General features: G+C 64.2%; 13 protein-coding genes. All 13 read right to left on the reverse strand.

All coding sequences use genetic code 11. The features are described from left to right. Nucleotides 1–6 precede the first annotated feature (6 nt). Nucleotides 7–3,564 (reverse strand): DNA polymerase III subunit alpha, encoded by a 3,558-nt coding sequence (gene dnaE / locus M1E01_RS12165; protein WP_457971847.1) that lies wholly within the window; start codon nucleotides 3,562–3,564, stop codon nucleotides 7–9. 95 nt (nucleotides 3,565–3,659) lie between these two features. Continuing rightward, nucleotides 3,660–4,586: an RluA family pseudouridine synthase gene (locus M1E01_RS12170; protein ID WP_457971848.1), complete on the reverse strand. Its 927-nt coding sequence runs from the start codon at nucleotides 4,584–4,586 to the stop codon at nucleotides 3,660–3,662. Continuing rightward, nucleotides 4,579–5,151: a signal peptidase II gene (gene lspA, locus M1E01_RS12175; protein WP_457971849.1), complete on the reverse strand. Its 573-nt coding sequence runs from the start codon at nucleotides 5,149–5,151 to the stop codon at nucleotides 4,579–4,581. The genes M1E01_RS12170 and lspA overlap by 8 nt, the downstream gene beginning before the upstream one ends. A gap of 82 nt (nucleotides 5,152–5,233) precedes the next feature. Continuing rightward, complete coding sequence (locus M1E01_RS12180; RefSeq protein ID WP_457971850.1) at nucleotides 5,234–5,923, reverse strand: DivIVA domain-containing protein; 690 nt, start codon at nucleotides 5,921–5,923, stop codon at nucleotides 5,234–5,236. 160 nt (nucleotides 5,924–6,083) lie between these two features. After that, the gene (locus tag M1E01_RS12185) at nucleotides 6,084–6,371 is read right to left on the reverse strand and encodes a YggT family protein (protein ID WP_457971851.1); all 288 of its coding nucleotides are present in this window, start codon (nucleotides 6,369–6,371) and stop codon (nucleotides 6,084–6,086) included. A gap of 143 nt (nucleotides 6,372–6,514) precedes the next feature. After that, nucleotides 6,515–7,042, reverse strand: a complete 528-nt coding sequence (locus M1E01_RS12190; protein ID WP_457971852.1) for a cell division protein SepF — start codon at nucleotides 7,040–7,042, stop codon at nucleotides 6,515–6,517. 88 nt (nucleotides 7,043–7,130) lie between these two features. Next, nucleotides 7,131–7,865 carry a YggS family pyridoxal phosphate-dependent enzyme gene (locus M1E01_RS12195; RefSeq protein ID WP_457971853.1) on the reverse strand — a complete coding sequence of 245 codons (735 nt, stop codon included), beginning with the start codon at nucleotides 7,863–7,865 and terminating at the stop codon, nucleotides 7,131–7,133. Further along, nucleotides 7,858–8,547: a polyphenol oxidase family protein gene (locus M1E01_RS12200; protein WP_457971854.1), complete on the reverse strand. Its 690-nt coding sequence runs from the start codon at nucleotides 8,545–8,547 to the stop codon at nucleotides 7,858–7,860. The genes M1E01_RS12195 and M1E01_RS12200 overlap by 8 nt, the downstream gene beginning before the upstream one ends. A 132-nt stretch (nucleotides 8,548–8,679) precedes the next feature. Next, nucleotides 8,680–9,912 carry a cell division protein FtsZ gene (gene ftsZ, locus M1E01_RS12205; protein ID WP_457971855.1) on the reverse strand — a complete coding sequence of 411 codons (1,233 nt, stop codon included), beginning with the start codon at nucleotides 9,910–9,912 and terminating at the stop codon, nucleotides 8,680–8,682. Between the two features lie 197 nt (nucleotides 9,913–10,109). Beyond that, the gene (locus M1E01_RS12210; RefSeq protein WP_457971856.1) at nucleotides 10,110–11,186 is read right to left on the reverse strand and encodes an FtsQ-type POTRA domain-containing protein; all 1,077 of its coding nucleotides are present in this window, start codon (nucleotides 11,184–11,186) and stop codon (nucleotides 10,110–10,112) included. After that, nucleotides 11,179–12,573 carry a UDP-N-acetylmuramate--L-alanine ligase gene (gene murC / locus M1E01_RS12215; RefSeq protein WP_457971857.1) on the reverse strand — a complete coding sequence of 465 codons (1,395 nt, stop codon included), beginning with the start codon at nucleotides 12,571–12,573 and terminating at the stop codon, nucleotides 11,179–11,181. The genes M1E01_RS12210 and murC overlap by 8 nt, the downstream gene beginning before the upstream one ends. After that, nucleotides 12,570–13,670 carry an undecaprenyldiphospho-muramoylpentapeptide beta-N-acetylglucosaminyltransferase gene (gene murG / locus M1E01_RS12220; protein ID WP_457971858.1) on the reverse strand — a complete coding sequence of 367 codons (1,101 nt, stop codon included), beginning with the start codon at nucleotides 13,668–13,670 and terminating at the stop codon, nucleotides 12,570–12,572. Before murG ends, murC begins: the two co-directional genes overlap by 4 nt. A 10-nt stretch (nucleotides 13,671–13,680) precedes the next feature. After that, a complete protein-coding gene (ftsW, locus tag M1E01_RS12225; RefSeq protein WP_457971859.1) occupies nucleotides 13,681–14,976 on the reverse strand; it encodes a putative lipid II flippase FtsW in 1,296 nt (431 codons plus the stop codon).

Consider the following 14,976-nt stretch of genomic DNA (forward strand, 5'->3'; position numbering starts at 1 on the left):
GCGTGCCTAGAAGTCCAGGCAGGCAGGCCCCAGCAGCACCTTCAGGTCGCCGAAGAGCGAGGGGTTGGGGTTGACCCGCAGGTGCACGGGCAGGGCCATAACCTCCACTCGGGTGTCGCCCATGAGGTTGATGCGCACCTCTGAGTTTCCGCGGTGGTTGCGCAGTACGTCGCCCAGCTCCATGACCACTGCCTCGGTGGCCTTGTGAGTCGGCATCGTGATCACGATGGGTCCATTGGCGCCCTCACTAAGGTCCGGGACGGAAAGTTCCATGCAGTTCAGGGTGACGGCGCCGTCATCACGCCGCTGCAGGCGGCCCTTGACTACCACGATGAGGTCTTCGGCGAGGACGGACGCTATGGGGCCGTACACCTGCCCGAAGAACATCACTTCCATAGAACCGCCGAGGTCTTCGATCTCGGCCCTGGCATAGGCATTGCCGCTGGCCTTGGCGATACGCCTGCTGAGCGAGGTGATCATCCCGGAAATCGTCACGATCGCCCCGTCCTGGGGTCCATCCTCGGCGATGATCGAGGTGATGGACTGGTCGGCGTGCTGGCTCAGCAACCCTTCAAGGCCCTGCAGCGGGTGGTCCGAGACATACAGCCCAAGCATGTCACGCTCGAACGACAGCTTGTCCTTCTTCTCCCACTCGGGAAGGTCAGGTATCTCGATGCTCAGGGACGCCTCCGACTCGGTATCCTCGAAGCCGGCGAAGAGGTCGAACTGTCCGATGGCCTCATTGCGCTTGAGGGTGATGACGGAATCGATTGCCTCTTCATGGACCATGGCCAGGGCGCGCCGGTGGTGCCCCAAGGAGTCGAAGGCGCCGGCCTTGATCAGGGATTCAATGGTGCGCTTGTTGCACACGACGGCGGGCACCTTCATGAGGTAGTCCTTGAAGGAGGTGTATGCGCCGTCCTTTTCCCGGGCGGAAACCATGGCTTCCACCACGTTGACGCCGACGTTGCGGATCGCCCCCATGCCGAAGCGGATGTCATTGCCCACCGGAGTGAAGTTCAGCGCCGATTCGTTAACGTCCGGCGGCAGCACAGTAATGCCCATCCGCCGGCATTCGTTCAGGTAGATCGCAGACTTGTCCTTGTCGTCACCGACGGAGGTCAGCAGTGCGGCCATGTACTCGGGTGCGTAGTGGGCCTTGAGGTACGCCGTCCAGTAGGAGATCACTCCATACGCGGCCGAGTGCGCCTTGTTGAACGCGTAGTCGGAAAACGGCAGCAGGATGTCCCACAGGGTCTTCACGGCTTCCATCGAGTAGCCGTTGTCCTGCATGCCCTGTGAAAAGCCGGCAAACTGCTTATCCAGTTCAGACTTCTTCTTTTTACCCATGGCCCGGCGCAGGATGTCGGCCTGGCCCAGGGAGTACCCGGCAAGCTTCTGCGCGACGGCCATAACCTGTTCCTGGTAGACGATCAGGCCGTAGGTGCCGCCCAGGATCTCCGACAGCGGTTCTTCGAGTTCGGGGTGGATCGGGATAACTTTCTGAATCCCGTTCTTGCGCAGGGCATAATCCGTGTGGGCGTTGGCGCCCATCGGACCCGGGCGGTAGAGCGCCAGGACAGCGGAAATATCCTCGAAGTTGTCAGGTTTCATCAGTTTGAGCAGGGACCGCATCGGGCCGCCGTCGAGCTGAAACACCCCGAGGGTGTCGCCGCGCGCCAGGAGCTCGTAGGAAGCGGCATCGTCGAGCTCAAGGTTTTCGAGGTCGAGGTCGATTCCGCGGTTCATCTTGATGTTCTCGAGGGCATCGGAAATGATCGTCAGGTTCCGCAGTCCCAGGAAGTCCATCTTGATCAGGCCAAGGCCCTCGGACGTCGGGTAGTCGAACTGGGTGATGACCTGGCCGTCCTGGAAACGGCGCATGATGGGGATGACGTCAATGATCGGGTCCGAGGACATAATGACGCCGGCGGCATGGACGCCCCACTGGCGCTTCAGGCCCTCTATGCCCAGTGCCGTCTCGAACACCTTCGCGGCTTCTGGGTCGGTTGCGATGAGCTGCCGGAAGTCACCGGCTTCGCTGTAACGCTTGGCCTCAGGGTTCTGGATATCAGCAAGCGGGATGTCCTTGGCCATGACGGCGGGCGGCAGGGCCTTGGTCAGCTGCTCGCCCATGCTGAAGGGATACCCCAGGACGCGCGAGGAGTCCTTGAGCGCCTGCTTGGTCTTGATGGTGCCGTACGTGACGATCATGGCCACGCGTTCGTCGCCATACTTGCGGGTGACGTAGTCGATCACTTCCGATCGGCGCCGGTCATCGAAGTCCACGTCGAAGTCGGGCATCGAGACGCGGTCCGGGTTGAGGAAGCGCTCGAAGATCAGGCCGTGCCTCAGCGGGTCGAGGTCGGTGATGCGCATGGCGTAAGCAACCATGGAGCCCGCGCCGGAACCGCGGCCCGGTCCGACGCGGATGCCGTTGTTCTTCGCCCAGTTGATGAAGTCGGCAACCACGAGGAAGTAACCCGGGAAGCCCATGGAGGTGATGACCTCCAGCTCGTAGTCGGCCTGCTTGCGGACCTCGTCCGGGATGCCCCCGGGATAGCGGTACTGCAGCCCCTTGTCCACTTCCTTAACCAACCAGGATGTCTCGTCTTCTCCGGGCGGGCAGGGGAAGCGGGGCATGTAGTTGGCGTCCGTGTTGAAGGACACCTCGCAGCGCTCGGCGATGAGCAGGGTGTTGTCACAGGCTTCCGGGTGGTCCCGGAAGAGCTCACGCATTTCCCGGGGAGACTTCAGGTAGTAGCCGCTGCCGGAGAAGGCGAAGCGCGAGCCGCCGTTGTCATAGGTGGGTTCCAGCAGCGTGGAGCCGGATTGGATGGCCAGCAGGGCCTCGTGCGCCTTCGCGTCATGCTCATGCGTGTAGTGGAGGTCGTTGGTGGCCACAAGCGGCAGGTTCAGGTCTTTGGCGAGCCGCAGCAGGTCTCCCGTGACCCTCCGCTCGATGTCCAGGCCGTGGTCCATGAGTTCGCAAAAGTAGTTGTCCGCACCGAAGATGTCGCGGAACTCCGCGGCCGCCTCCAGCGCCTCGCGGTACTGGCCAAGCCGGAGCCGGGTCTGGACCTCCCCGGACGGGCAGCCGGTAGTGGCTATCAGTCCCTCGGAATACGTGTTCAGCAGCTCCCGGTCCAGCCTTGGCCATTTGCCGAAGACAGAATCCAGAGATGCGATCGACGAGGCCCGGAACAGGTTCCGCATCCCCACGTTGTTGTAGCTCAGGAGCGTCATGTGGGTGTAGGAGCCACCGCCGGAAACGTCGTCCTTACGCTGGGATTCATCACCCCACCGCACGCGTTCCTTGTCCCCGCGCGCCGTCCCCGGTGTCACATAGGCTTCGACGCCGATGATCGGCTTGATGCCCTTGTCCGTGGCCTTCTTCCAGAAATCAAAGGCCCCAAACAGATAACCGTGGTCTGTCGTGGCGAGGGCTGGCATGCCCAGCCGCTCGGTTTCGTCGAACAGTTCGCCGAGCCGGGCTGCACCGTCCAGCATGGAGTACTCGGTGTGGGTGTGGAGATGTACGAACGAGTCATTGCTGGAAGTCACCGGACCATTCTAGTGCCGGGGCCAGACGTTCAGCGCGGCCACCCGCCCTGGGCAGGCCAGCCCTGGGCATGCCTACCCTGGCAGCCACACCGTCCTCAGGCGTTACCCGACTCCAGAACCCGCAGCGCATAGGCGAGATCTTCCGGGTATTCGCTGGTCACAGTCACCCGTTCGCCTGTCCTGGGGTGATCGAAGCCAAGCTGCCGGGCGTGGAGCCACTGCCGCGTTAGTCCGAGGGTGGCGGCAAGGCGGGGGTCGGCGCCGTAGGTGAGGTCGCCGGCGCAGGGGTGCCGCAGCGCTGCGAAATGGACCCGGATCTGGTGGGTCCTGCCAGTCTCCAGGTGCACCTCCACCAGGGTCGCCTTGCCGTAAGCCTCGAGGACTTCGTAATGCGTAACGGACGGCCGCCCCTCCTCGATGACCGCAAAGCGCCAGTCGTGGCCGGGATGGCGGCCGATGGGGGCATCGATGGTCCCCTGCAAGGGGTCCGGCAGCCCCTGGACAACAGCGTGGTAGACCTTGTCGACGCTGCGGTCCTTGAAGGCCCGTTTCAGCGCTGTGTACGCATCTTCTGACTTGGCGACCACCATAACACCGGACGTGCCGACGTCGAGACGGTGGACAATGCCGGCGCGTTCAGAGGCGCCGGATGTCGAGATGCGGTAGCCGGCGCCGGCCAGTCCCCCGACGACCGTCGGGCCCACCCAGCCGGGCGAAGGGTGCGCGGCCACACCCACTGGCTTGTCCACGACCACGAAGTCGTCGTCGTCCAGCAGGATTTTCAGGCCTTCCACTTCTTCCTCCACAACTTCCAAGGGGTCCCGCCGCTCCGGGACTGTCACGTGGAGCACAGTGCCAGACGCGAGCCTGGCAGACTTCCCCAGGAGTTTTCCGCCGCTGACAACATTGCCTTCGGCGATGAGGTCCGCAGCCAAAGAACGGGACACGCCCATCAGTTTGGCCAGCCCTGCATCCGCACGGGTTCCGTGGAGCTCTTCAGGCACTACCAGCCGCTCAGACATCCTTGCCCCCGTCCTGCTTGGCCGACGAGTGGCGGGAGCCGTCGAGTCCGATCCCACGCAGCGTCAGCAGGCAGATGATAACCACCGAGGACACCACGGCCGAGTCGGCTATGTTGAAGATCGCGAAGTTAGGCAGCTGGATAAAGTCCACCACGTGTCCCATGGCGAAGGATGGTTCGCGGAACAGCCGGTCGGTCAGATTCCCGGTGGCACCGCCGAACAGAAGTCCCAGAGCCACGGCCCACCATGCCGAGCCGAGCCGGCGCAGCTGGAACAGAATAGCCACTGAGACGGCCACCATGATGATGGTGAAGATCCACGTCACGTTCTCGCCAATGGAAAAGGCGGCGCCGGAGTTCCGGATGAAGTACCAGTGCAGGAGCGGCGGCAGGACCGGGATGCGTTCGCCTTCGACCATGGTGCTTGTGACCCACAGCTTGGTGAGCTGGTCGAAAATGTACGCGAACGCAGCCAGGCCGGTGAACAGGGAGAGCAGGACTGCCCGGCGGGGCCGTGGGCGCGGAGAGGCTGGGTGGGCTGCATCAGCGGCAATTTCGTCTGTCATAGTGCTTTCGTTCGGGAACCGAGGTTAATCACAAAAAGCCGGCGGCCGAGGAATCCTCAGCCACCGGCTTTCAGAATACGTGCTAAACGGTAGCGTTGCTTTCGCCGACCTCGGGGGCGGCGACGGAGCCACGGGCGTCAAGATCGCGGAGCTGGCCCTCGATGTAAGCCTTCAGGCGTGCGCGGTAGTCGCGCTCGAAGCCGCGGAGCTGCTCCACCTTGCGCTCGAGAACAGAACGCTGCTGCTCAAGTGCGCCGAGGATCTTGCGGGACTTCTCCTGTGCATCGTTGACGAGGCTGCTGGCTTCGATCTGTGCCTCAGCGATGATCTTGTCGCGCTGTTCCTGGCCGTCAGCGACGTGACGGTCGTGCATCTGCTGGGCCATGGCAAGCAGGCCGGCAGCGGACTCGGAGACATTGCCTCCGGCAGCGGGGGCCGGTGCTGCCACGGGCACAGCCTGCTCGGCAGCCTTCTTCTTGGCAAGCTCTGCGGCCTTTGCGTCGGCTTCGGCCTTCGCGCGTGCTTCGTCCTTGTCGGCCTTCGCCGGAGCCGAAACCTTCTCAACGACAGGTGCCACTGCTGCGGAGGCAGCGGGGTTGCCGCCGGAAACCTCAGCGAGCTTCTTGCGAAGTTCGTCGTTTTCCTGGTTCAGGCGGCGCAGTTCAACGACGATTTCGTCCAGGAAGTCATCAACTTCGTCCTGGTCGTAGCCTTCGCGGAACTTGGTCGGCTGAAAGCGCTTGTTGACAACGTCTTCTGGCGTCAAAGCCATCTGGTCACCTCGTTGGTCTAGTTAGTCAGTAGGCCTTCCGGCCGTTCAAAACTACGGTACCTAAATATGGTCTGGTTCCTCTAATTCAACACGTAGTGTCAAACCGGAGATTTCACAGCACGCTCACCCGTTCCTTCCGGGAACGGACGCGGCCGTGAAGCTATGCGAAGGATCTGGTGACCGCCATTGCGATGCTGAGGGCGATGAACAACACCAGGAAGCCCAGATCAAGCGATACACCGCCGAGCCGCAGCGGCGGGATAACCCTGCGGAGCACTCTCAGTGGCGGATCCGTAACGGAGTACACCGCGTGGGCCGCGACGAGCGCGGCCCCGCGGGGACGCCATTCGCGTGCAAACATCTGGACCCAGTCGAAGACCAGCCGCACGATGAGTGCCACAAAGATGAACAGCAGGACGATATAGATGAGCCCGAATACTAGTCCCATGAGCTGATCAAAATCTCCATGTTCATTCCGGATGCGGTGGCACCCCTGTCGGTCTGCCTGTTGCTGAACGACTGCTTCAGCACAAATACTATGTCAGCACGGATGCCAGGCAGGAGTCCTGCCTGGCATCCGGAGAATCTTCCCTAGCTTTGGTTGAAGAAGCTCGCGGTCGTGTCGCTGGCTTTCTTGTCATCGCCGATGACTTCAACGTACGACGGCGACAGCAGGAACACCTTGTTGGTGACACGCTCGATGCTTCCGCGGAGACCGAAAACCAGTCCCGCCGAGAAGTCGACAAGGCGCTTGGCGTCCGCTTCACCCATGTCGGTGACGTTCATGATGACAGGAATGCCGTCCCGGAAGCTTTCGCCAATAAGCTTGGCGTCGTTGTAGGAGCGCGGGTGGATCGTGGTGATCTGCCGGAGTCCTGTGCTTTCCTCGCGGCTGGAAGCCGCACGTTTGATGGGTGTCACGGGTGCGCGGTATTCCTCTTCGGCGGGGGCAGGCACTTCACGGACGACGTCGCGGACGGGTGCCGGGGCACGGCGTTCTTCGCGGTCAGGCTCCATGTGGTCCTCGTCCTTTTGCTGGGTGGAAAGCTCAGACTCGTAGTGCTCTTCGCCATCGGCGAGCCCAAGATAGATCATTGTCTTGCGCAGAGCGCCAGCCATGGTCGACTCCTAATCGTGTCCGTAAGCGGGCCGACCAAACGTCTGACAGCATCGGAAATCCCCGCCATTCACTTCCAATACTCAGACGCTATCGCACGGCCGGGCGCGAACCGAGAATATCGGACCCGATTCTCAGGTGTGTCGCACCGTGGCTTATGGCTGATTCCAGATCCTGGCTCATGCCCGCTGAAATGCCGTCCGCGGCAGGGTGGTCCATCCGGAGCCGTGCGGAAATCTCGGCCAGCTGCGCAAACGCCCGGTCCGGCTCGGCACCCAGCGGAGCAACGGCCATGACCCCGGCCAACTGCAGGCCCCCGGCAGCTTCCACCTGGTCGGCCAGCAGCGGCACGTCGACAGGTGCGGCTCCACCCCGGTGCGTCCCGGCGTCGTTTTCCAGGCTTACTTGGATGAAGCACTCCAGAGGGTCACGGCCGGACTTCTCCCGCTCCGCTGCCATGGCCCGGCCCAGCGCTTCCACGAGCTGGGGACGGTCAACGGAGTGAACAGCGTGGGCGTAACGGACCACGTTTTTGGATTTCTTGCTTTGCAGCTGCCCAACGAAATGCCACCTGACATCCAGTCCGCTGAGCGCGTCGGCCTTTTCGGATGCCTCCTGGTCACGGTTTTCGCCAAAGTCCGACACTCCGAGCGCGGCGAGCCTGCGGATGTCGTCTGCTGGGTGGAACTTGGTGACAACGATGAGCCGCGGCGCATTGTCGCCGCGGCCAGCAGCAGCGGTGGCCTCGGCGATCCGCAGGTTCACCGCCTCGAGGCGCTGCCTCAGCCTTGCTGTCCTGGGGTCTGTTTCAGGGGTCTCAGCCATGGGCCCACACCAGCCCCGCGAACCGCCCGGACTGCCGGTCCCTGCGATAGGAGTAGAGGGATTCGGTTTCAAGGGTGCATGGTCCCCGATATTCGATGGTCACGCCTTCGGCTTCAAGTTGGCTTGCCGCGCCTGCCGGAAGGTCGAGCGCCGGTGTTCCCCACGTTGTGGTGGCCCAGGCAGACGGCACGAGGGCAGCAACGCCGTCCCGGAGGCCGGCCGGCACTTCATAACAGCCGCCGCAGATGGACGGACCCAGCCAGGCACGGATGTTCTCAGCGCCCGCAGCCCGCAACTGCTCGATAGCAGCAGGAATGATCCCGGCAGCCAGCCCCGGGCGGCCAGCATGAACCACTCCAAACAGCGGAGCGGAGTCTGACTGACCGACAAGAACAAGGGGAATGCAGTCAGCCACCATGACAGCCAGCGGTTCCGAGCGGGACACCATGGCATCAGCTGTGGGCGTCTCCGCCGCAGCACCAACGAGGGCAACGTGGTTTCCATGCACCTGGTTCATGTAGCGGAAGCCGCGGGGAGCAAGACCCGTGGTTCTGTTCAGTTCGTCGCGCCGTTGCAGAACGGACGGCCCATCATCGCCTACGTGCAACGCAAGGTTGCCTGCCGCGGTGTCGGTGAACGCCACCGACACACCCGGAAGAACTTCGGAGCGCCACAGAAACAATCAGAACACCAACAACAATCAAAAACACCGACAATCAGTAAGGCTTTGGGCCCGGGGACACGCTCAGGAAAATGCAGGCCACGAGCAGCCGGACCTCAGGACCGGCCGCCTGCTGACAAACAGGAAGGCTTCCTACTTCAGGAAGTCCGGGACGTCCAGGTCATCCTGGCGGCCGCCGGAGAGATCGGGCTCAACAACGGACGGGAGATCGACGTCGAATCCGGAGTCTGCGGGGACTGCGGACGAGCGGTGCTGGCCCCAGCTGCCCAGGTTGGTGGCGGCGCCGACTCCGGCGTGCACCGGCTGGACGTGGACCTGCGGGTTTCCGGAGGGTGCCTGGGTCGGCGCAGCAGCCGGAACGGCGGGACGCTGCGGGGCGGCCTGCGGCTGGGACTGATCCATGGACGGCGAGGTGGCCTTAACATCGTCAAAGCCGGCTGCGATGACGGTGACGCGTGCCTCGTCGCCGAGGGCGTCGTCGATCACGGCTCCGAAGATGATGTTGGCTTCGGGGTGCGCCACTTCCTGGACGAGGCGGGCGGCCTCGTTGATCTCGAAGAGGCCGAGGTCAGAACCGCCCTGGATCGAGAGCAGCACACCGTGGGCACCGTCAATGGAAGCCTCAAGCAGCGGCGATGCGATGGCGAGTTCGGCGGCTTTGACAGCCCTGTCCTCGCCGCGGGCGGAGCCGATGCCCATGAGCGCCGAACCGGCGCCCTGCATGACCGACTTGACGTCGGCGAAGTCAAGGTTGATCAAGCCCGGGGTGGTGATGAGGTCGGTGATGCCCTGGACACCGGACAGCAGGACCTGGTCAGCCGAGCGGAAAGCATCCAGCACGGAGACGTTGCGGTCGCTGATCGACAGCAGACGGTCGTTGGGAATGACGATCAGCGTGTCGACCTCATCGCGCAGCGCATCGATGCCGGCCTCGGCGGAACCGGCGCGGCGGCGTCCCTCGAAAGTGAAGGGGCGGGTCACGACACCAATGGTCAGGGCGCCAAGGGACCGAGCAATGCGGGCAACGACGGGAGCACCGCCGGTGCCCGTGCCACCGCCCTCGCCAGCCGTCACGAAGACCATGTCCGCACCGCGCAGCACTTCCTCGATCTCGTCAGCGTGGTCCTCGGCAGCCTGCCGGCCGACGTCGGGGTTGGCACCTGCGCCAAGCCCTCGCGTCAGTTCGCGTCCGACATCAAGCTTGACGTCGGCATCGCTCATCAGCAGCGCCTGGGCATCGGTGTTGATCGCGATGAATTCGACACCGCGGAGACCCACGTCGATCATGCGGTTGACTGCGTTCACGCCACCGCCGCCGATGCCGACGACCTTGATGACGGCCAAGTAATTCTGCGGAGCTGCCACGTTACGTGTCCCTTGTTCGTGTCCTGTTGCGAAAACTGATGGAGTCGAGCTTGAACTTCCGAACCTTAACCTTCGAGTTGAAGGTTATAGTTATGTCAAGTAACTCATGTCTGTGACGCTATTTCCTATGCTTCGTACATTCAATAACCGCCGCAGCGTGTCGTGCTAATCCCCGCGAAATACGGCGTGTCAGTCCGTCATCGAGTCACCGGGTGCCGGGGAACGCTGACGTCGTAGACCTTGACCGGATTGGCAGGATCAGCCGGAACCTTCAGAAGTGCCTCAAGTACCCGCGCCTTCAGTTCCTTCTCCCCCGCATTGCCCCACACGACGGTCCGGCCGTCAACGAGTTTCAGTTCCACCGCGTCAACTGACCTTGCGGAGGCGTTGGAAAGTTTAGCCAGGACGCTGGCCGGCAAGGCACCGAGGACGGCGGCAGTAGCCTGAAACAAATCCTTGCCGATGGCACCGGCGCCCCCGTCAATGACCGGCAGCTTCACCTTGGCGGGGTTGTCCGTGGAGCTCAGCCGCACGCCGTCCACGTCCACCAGAATGTACTGCGCCCCGCGCTTCACGAGCGCCACCGGAATGCGTTCCTGGACCTGCACCACAAGGGTGGAGGGCGGGTGTGCCTGCGTTGTCACTGACTTGATCTGCACGAGCTGCCTAAGCAGTCCGTCAACCTCCCCGTCGCTGATCTGGGGCAGGGGTTTTCCCTCAAGCGGTTTGAGGGCAGCCTGGACCTGCGCGGGCTTGAGCAGTTTGGTGCCGTTCACCGTCACCGCCCTGACGGCGAGCAGGGGCGAATACACGGCCGCCACCAGCACACCGGCCACCAGCGCCGCCACTAGACATGCGGCGATGATGGCATTCCGCCTGATCCGCCTGCCCTTGGGCTCGGGAAAGGCGAGAACATTCTCACGTGCTGCACCCGCGGCTGCGGTCCCCTGGTCATCAGCCTTCTGCTGAGCGGCTTTCCGCCTGCCGGCCTTCCAAAGACCGGCTTTCTGCCCGGCTGCTTTCTGCCCGGCTGCTTTCTGCCTCACGGCCTTTTGCGCGGCTGCCTTCTCCCCTTCGGGCTGCAGTCCCGCAGGCTCCACGTAAGCGCTCTTGGAGGCGGAGATCACTCCCGGCTGCGAGGCGCGTCGGGAGTCTGAGGCCCCGGACTCCGTCGCCTGTGATCCTGCAGCATCCCGATCCCCCGACTTGCCCCGGGTTCCGGTGCCGGTGCCGGTTCCGGTGGGCCGATAGGTTGGCCGCCGTGTGCTAGCCACTGCGTGACTCCACGGCAAGCGACTCCACGATGAGCGGCCCATACGCTGTGACGTCGCCGGCCCCGGCGGTCAGCACCACATCTCCGGGCTCCGCGGCTGCGGCCACAGCTGCCACTGCGGTTGCGCCACCATCTGTCAGGTGGCCGCCCGCACCGAGATGCTCCGCGATCAGGGCGCTGGTGACGCCGGGGATCGGGTCTTCCCTGGCCGGATAAATGTCCAGCACCAAGGCGGTGTCGGCCGTGTTCAGGGCTTCAGCGAAGTCCTTGGCAAATTCACGGGTCCGGGAAAAGAGATGGGGCTGGAACAGGACATGGACTTTGTGGCTGCCGGCGACCGAGCGTGCTGCGGCCAGGGCGGCGCGCACCTCAGTGGGGTGGTGGGCGTAGTCGTCGTACACGCGCACACCCCTGCCCTCGCCCCTGAATTCAAAGCGCCTTGAGGCGCCGGAGAATCCTGCCAGCGCCGCCGCTGCCGCGTCCGGTGCCACGCCCAGCTCCAAGGCCACCGCCATCGCGGCAGCGGCGTTGAGCGCATTGTGCCGGCCCGGGACCTGCAGTGACAGCGGAAAGCTGCCGGCCGCCGTCGTGATGGAGACATTGCCGGGGCCGCCGTCGGACAGCCGGATGTCAGCGTCCTCGGACGTGCCGTACAGCACCACCCGGGTGTTGCCCCGCTCGGCGGTCCGGCGCGCCAGAGCCAGCGCGCCGGCGTCGTCCGCGCAGGCAACGAGCACCCCGTCCGCCGGCAGCAGGGCCGTGAAGCTGTCGAACGAGGCATACACGGCCTCGGCCGTGCCGTAGTGGTCCAGGTGGTCTGGCTCGACGTTCGTTACGACAGCGATCTTCGGACGGTAGTTCAGGAACGAGCCGTCCGACTCGTCGGCCTCGGCCACGAACACCTGCGACGTGCCGCTTGCCGCGTTGACGCCAAGGGCCGGAACGTTGGCGCCGATCGCGAAGGAAGGGTCCAGGCCGGCGCCCTGCAGCAGCACTGCAATCATCGACGTCGTGGTGGACTTCCCGTGGGTGCCTGCGACTGTGACTACGAGGTCATCGCCCATGGTGGCGGCCAGCGCCTCGGACCGGTGCAGCACGGGCAGCCCTGCTGCCCTGGCGGCGGCGAGCTCCGGGTTGTCCTCCCGGATGGCGGATCCCGCCACGACGGTCTGCGCCCCGCCGAGATTTTCCGCCGCATAGCCGACGGCAATCCTGGCGCCGGCGGCTGCGAGGTCCGCCATGACGGGCAGGTCCTTGGCGTCGGAACCGCTCACCGGCACACCCCGGGCCACCATGATCCTGGCCACGGCGGACATGCCCACACCGCCGATGCCGATGAAATGTACGCGCCCAAGCGCTTCCTGCTGACGTACGCCGTTGCCGGTCATGCGGATACCGCTTCCAGTACGAGACCGGCCATCAGCCGGTCGGCATCCCTGATGCCAAGGTTTTCGGAGTTTGCTGCCATGGTCTCAAGCCGGGGCCGGTCCGTCAGCAACGGAATGAGCTGCCGGCGTACCCACTCGGGAGTGAACTCCCGGTCAGCCACAAGCAGGGCACCGCCCGCCTGCACCAGCCCTTCGGCGTTGAGCGCCTGCTCCCCGTTGCCGATGGGCAGCGGCACGAACACCGCGGGAACGCCGACGGCGGCTACCTCGCTCACCGTGGCCGCTCCGGCCCGTGCGAGCAAGAGGTCAGCCGCGGCGTACACCGATTCCATGCCGTCGACGTACTCGAGCTGGCGGTAGCCCTCCGCCTGCAGGACGTTGCCGTCGCTGTCCTCCAGCGCCTTGCCCCGGCCGGTGATATGGAGCGTCTGAACCCCGGCTTCCGCCAGCGCCTCAAGGGAAGCCGCCACCGTCCGGTTAATGCTCTGCGCCCCGGACGAGCCGCCGGTGACGATAAGCACCGGTTTGTCGGGCTGCAGCCCGAGCGCATTCAGGGCTTCGTTTCGGGCGGTTTCCCGGACCATGGCCGAGATCTCGCGCCGCATGGGCATGCCCACATGGCGTGCGTGGCGCAATGGCGTCCCGGCGAAGGCGACGGCGACGTGTTTGCTGAAGAGTGCGCCTACCCTGTTGGCGAGCCCCGGGCGGGCGTTTGCCTCGTGGATGACGATCGGAATTTTGCGGCGCCAGGCCGCCAGATACATCGGCGTGCAGACGTAGCCGCCCACGCCGACCACGACATCGGCTTGGGCCTCATCCAGGATCCGTCCGGCCTGCTTGACGGCGCCTGCCAAACGGGCTGGAAGCCGCAGCAGGTCGGCGGAGGGCCGGCGCGGGAATGGGACACGGTCAATCGTGGCAAGTTCAAGTCCAGCCGCGGGAACCAGCCTCGTTTCCATGCCTGAGGGCGTTCCGACTGCCAGCAGCCGGGCGTCGGGACGGGCTTCGCGGATTGCCGAGGCGATGGCGAGGAGGGGGTTGATATGGCCCGCCGTTCCGCCGCCGGCAAGGACCACGGACAAGGTGTCGGATTTCATCAGGTGACGTTTACGCTTTCGTACTGGGTGTCTTGCGGCCGCGCTTTCGCAGCGGCGGCAGCAGTTTCCGGGGCCGGAGGCTGGGAGCCATCTGTTCCCGGGCCAGAGACAACACTACGCCGATTGCGCAAAGCGACATGAGCAGGGCCGATCCGCCATAGGAGATGAAGGGCAGCGGAACGCCGATTACCGGGACGAGCCCGGTAACCACCGCCATGTTGACCGTTGCCTGGCCCAGCAGCCACACCATGATGGTGCCGGCGAGGACGCGGTGGAAGAGATCCTCCTGCGCTACAACCACGCGGTAGATCGCGGCGCCGAGGATGGCGAACAGTATGAGGACGACGACGGTCCCCAGCAGTCCGAACTCCTCACCGATGATGGCGAAAATAAAGTCGTTGTGGGCTTCTGGAATCCAGCTGTACTTTTGCCGGCTCTGGCCGAGCCCGACGCCGAACCAGCCACCCGAAGCGAGCCCGTACAGGCCGTTGGTGGACTGGTAGTTGGCATCCGTACCGTCGCCGCAGCTTTGGCCCGTCCACCACGAGGTGATGCGGCACATGCGGTTGGAGCTGGTCAAGGCCATGAACGCGGTGCCGATGACCGCTGCGATGGCAGCAAAGCCAAAGAGGTAGAGGCGGACGCCTGCGAAGAACAGCGCAGCAGCCATGATCATCATGATGATCATGCCGGTACCGAGGTCGTTGCCGGCGAGGACGAGCACGATGACGCCCATGGCCACCGGTACCACAGGAACCACAGCATGCTGCCAGCGGTGGATCAGCCTGGCCTTCTTGGCAAGGACCGTGGCCATCCACAGTGCCAGCGCGAGCTTGGCGGCTTCGGATGGCTGCAGGGTGAAGAACCCTCCGACTTCGATCCAGTTCTTGTTGCCGTTCACACTGGTGCCTATCAGCAGCACCAGGCCGAGCAGGCCGTAGGAAACTAAAATGCCCAGCCAAGCCAGGCGCTTAAGCCACACCACATTGATCCGCGACAGCATGAACATCAAGAAGATGCCGATCCCCGCGAACAGCCCCTGCTTGAGCGCAGCCGAGTAGGGGGACTCCCCGGCGGCGATGGCCTCCACGCTCGAGGCGGACAATACCATCATGATCCCGATGGCCGTCAGCGCAAGTGTCGTGCCCAGAATCAGGTAGTACGTGGAACCGTTACGGGACTTCCCGTCCCCTTCAAGAGCCGACCAAAAGCGGCGGTATCCGCGCAACAGCTTCCCAGGAAGTGGCCGCTGCACCACGGTGCTTCCCGTCGGCCGCTTCACAGGCCGTGTGGGCGTGCTGACCAT

The sequence above is a fragment of the Arthrobacter sp. D1-17 genome (genome assembly GCF_054130535.1).

Coding starts and splice junctions, on each gene's coding strand:
- murC (WP_457971857.1), bottom strand. CDS start 12,573: ATGACCGGCAACGGCGTACGTCAGCAGGAAGCGCTTGGGCGCGTACAT.
- murG (WP_457971858.1), bottom strand. CDS start 13,670: ATGAAATCCGACACCTTGTCCGTGGTCCTTGCCGGCGGCGGAACGGCG.
- M1E01_RS12195 (WP_457971853.1), bottom strand. CDS start 7,865: ATGGCTGAGACCCCTGAAACAGACCCCAGGACAGCAAGGCTGAGGCAG.
- lspA (WP_457971849.1), bottom strand. CDS start 5,151: ATGACAGACGAAATTGCCGCTGATGCAGCCCACCCAGCCTCTCCGCGC.
- ftsW (WP_457971859.1), bottom strand. CDS start 14,976: ATGGTCAGCACGCCCACACGGCCTGTGAAGCGGCCGACGGGAAGCACC.
- M1E01_RS12170 (WP_457971848.1), bottom strand. CDS start 4,586: ATGTCTGAGCGGCTGGTAGTGCCTGAAGAGCTCCACGGAACCCGTGCG.
- M1E01_RS12190 (WP_457971852.1), bottom strand. CDS start 7,042: ATGGCTGGCGCTCTGCGCAAGACAATGATCTATCTTGGGCTCGCCGAT.
- M1E01_RS12185 (WP_457971851.1), bottom strand. CDS start 6,371: ATGGGACTAGTATTCGGGCTCATCTATATCGTCCTGCTGTTCATCTTT.
- M1E01_RS12180 (WP_457971850.1), bottom strand. CDS start 5,923: ATGGCTTTGACGCCAGAAGACGTTGTCAACAAGCGCTTTCAGCCGACC.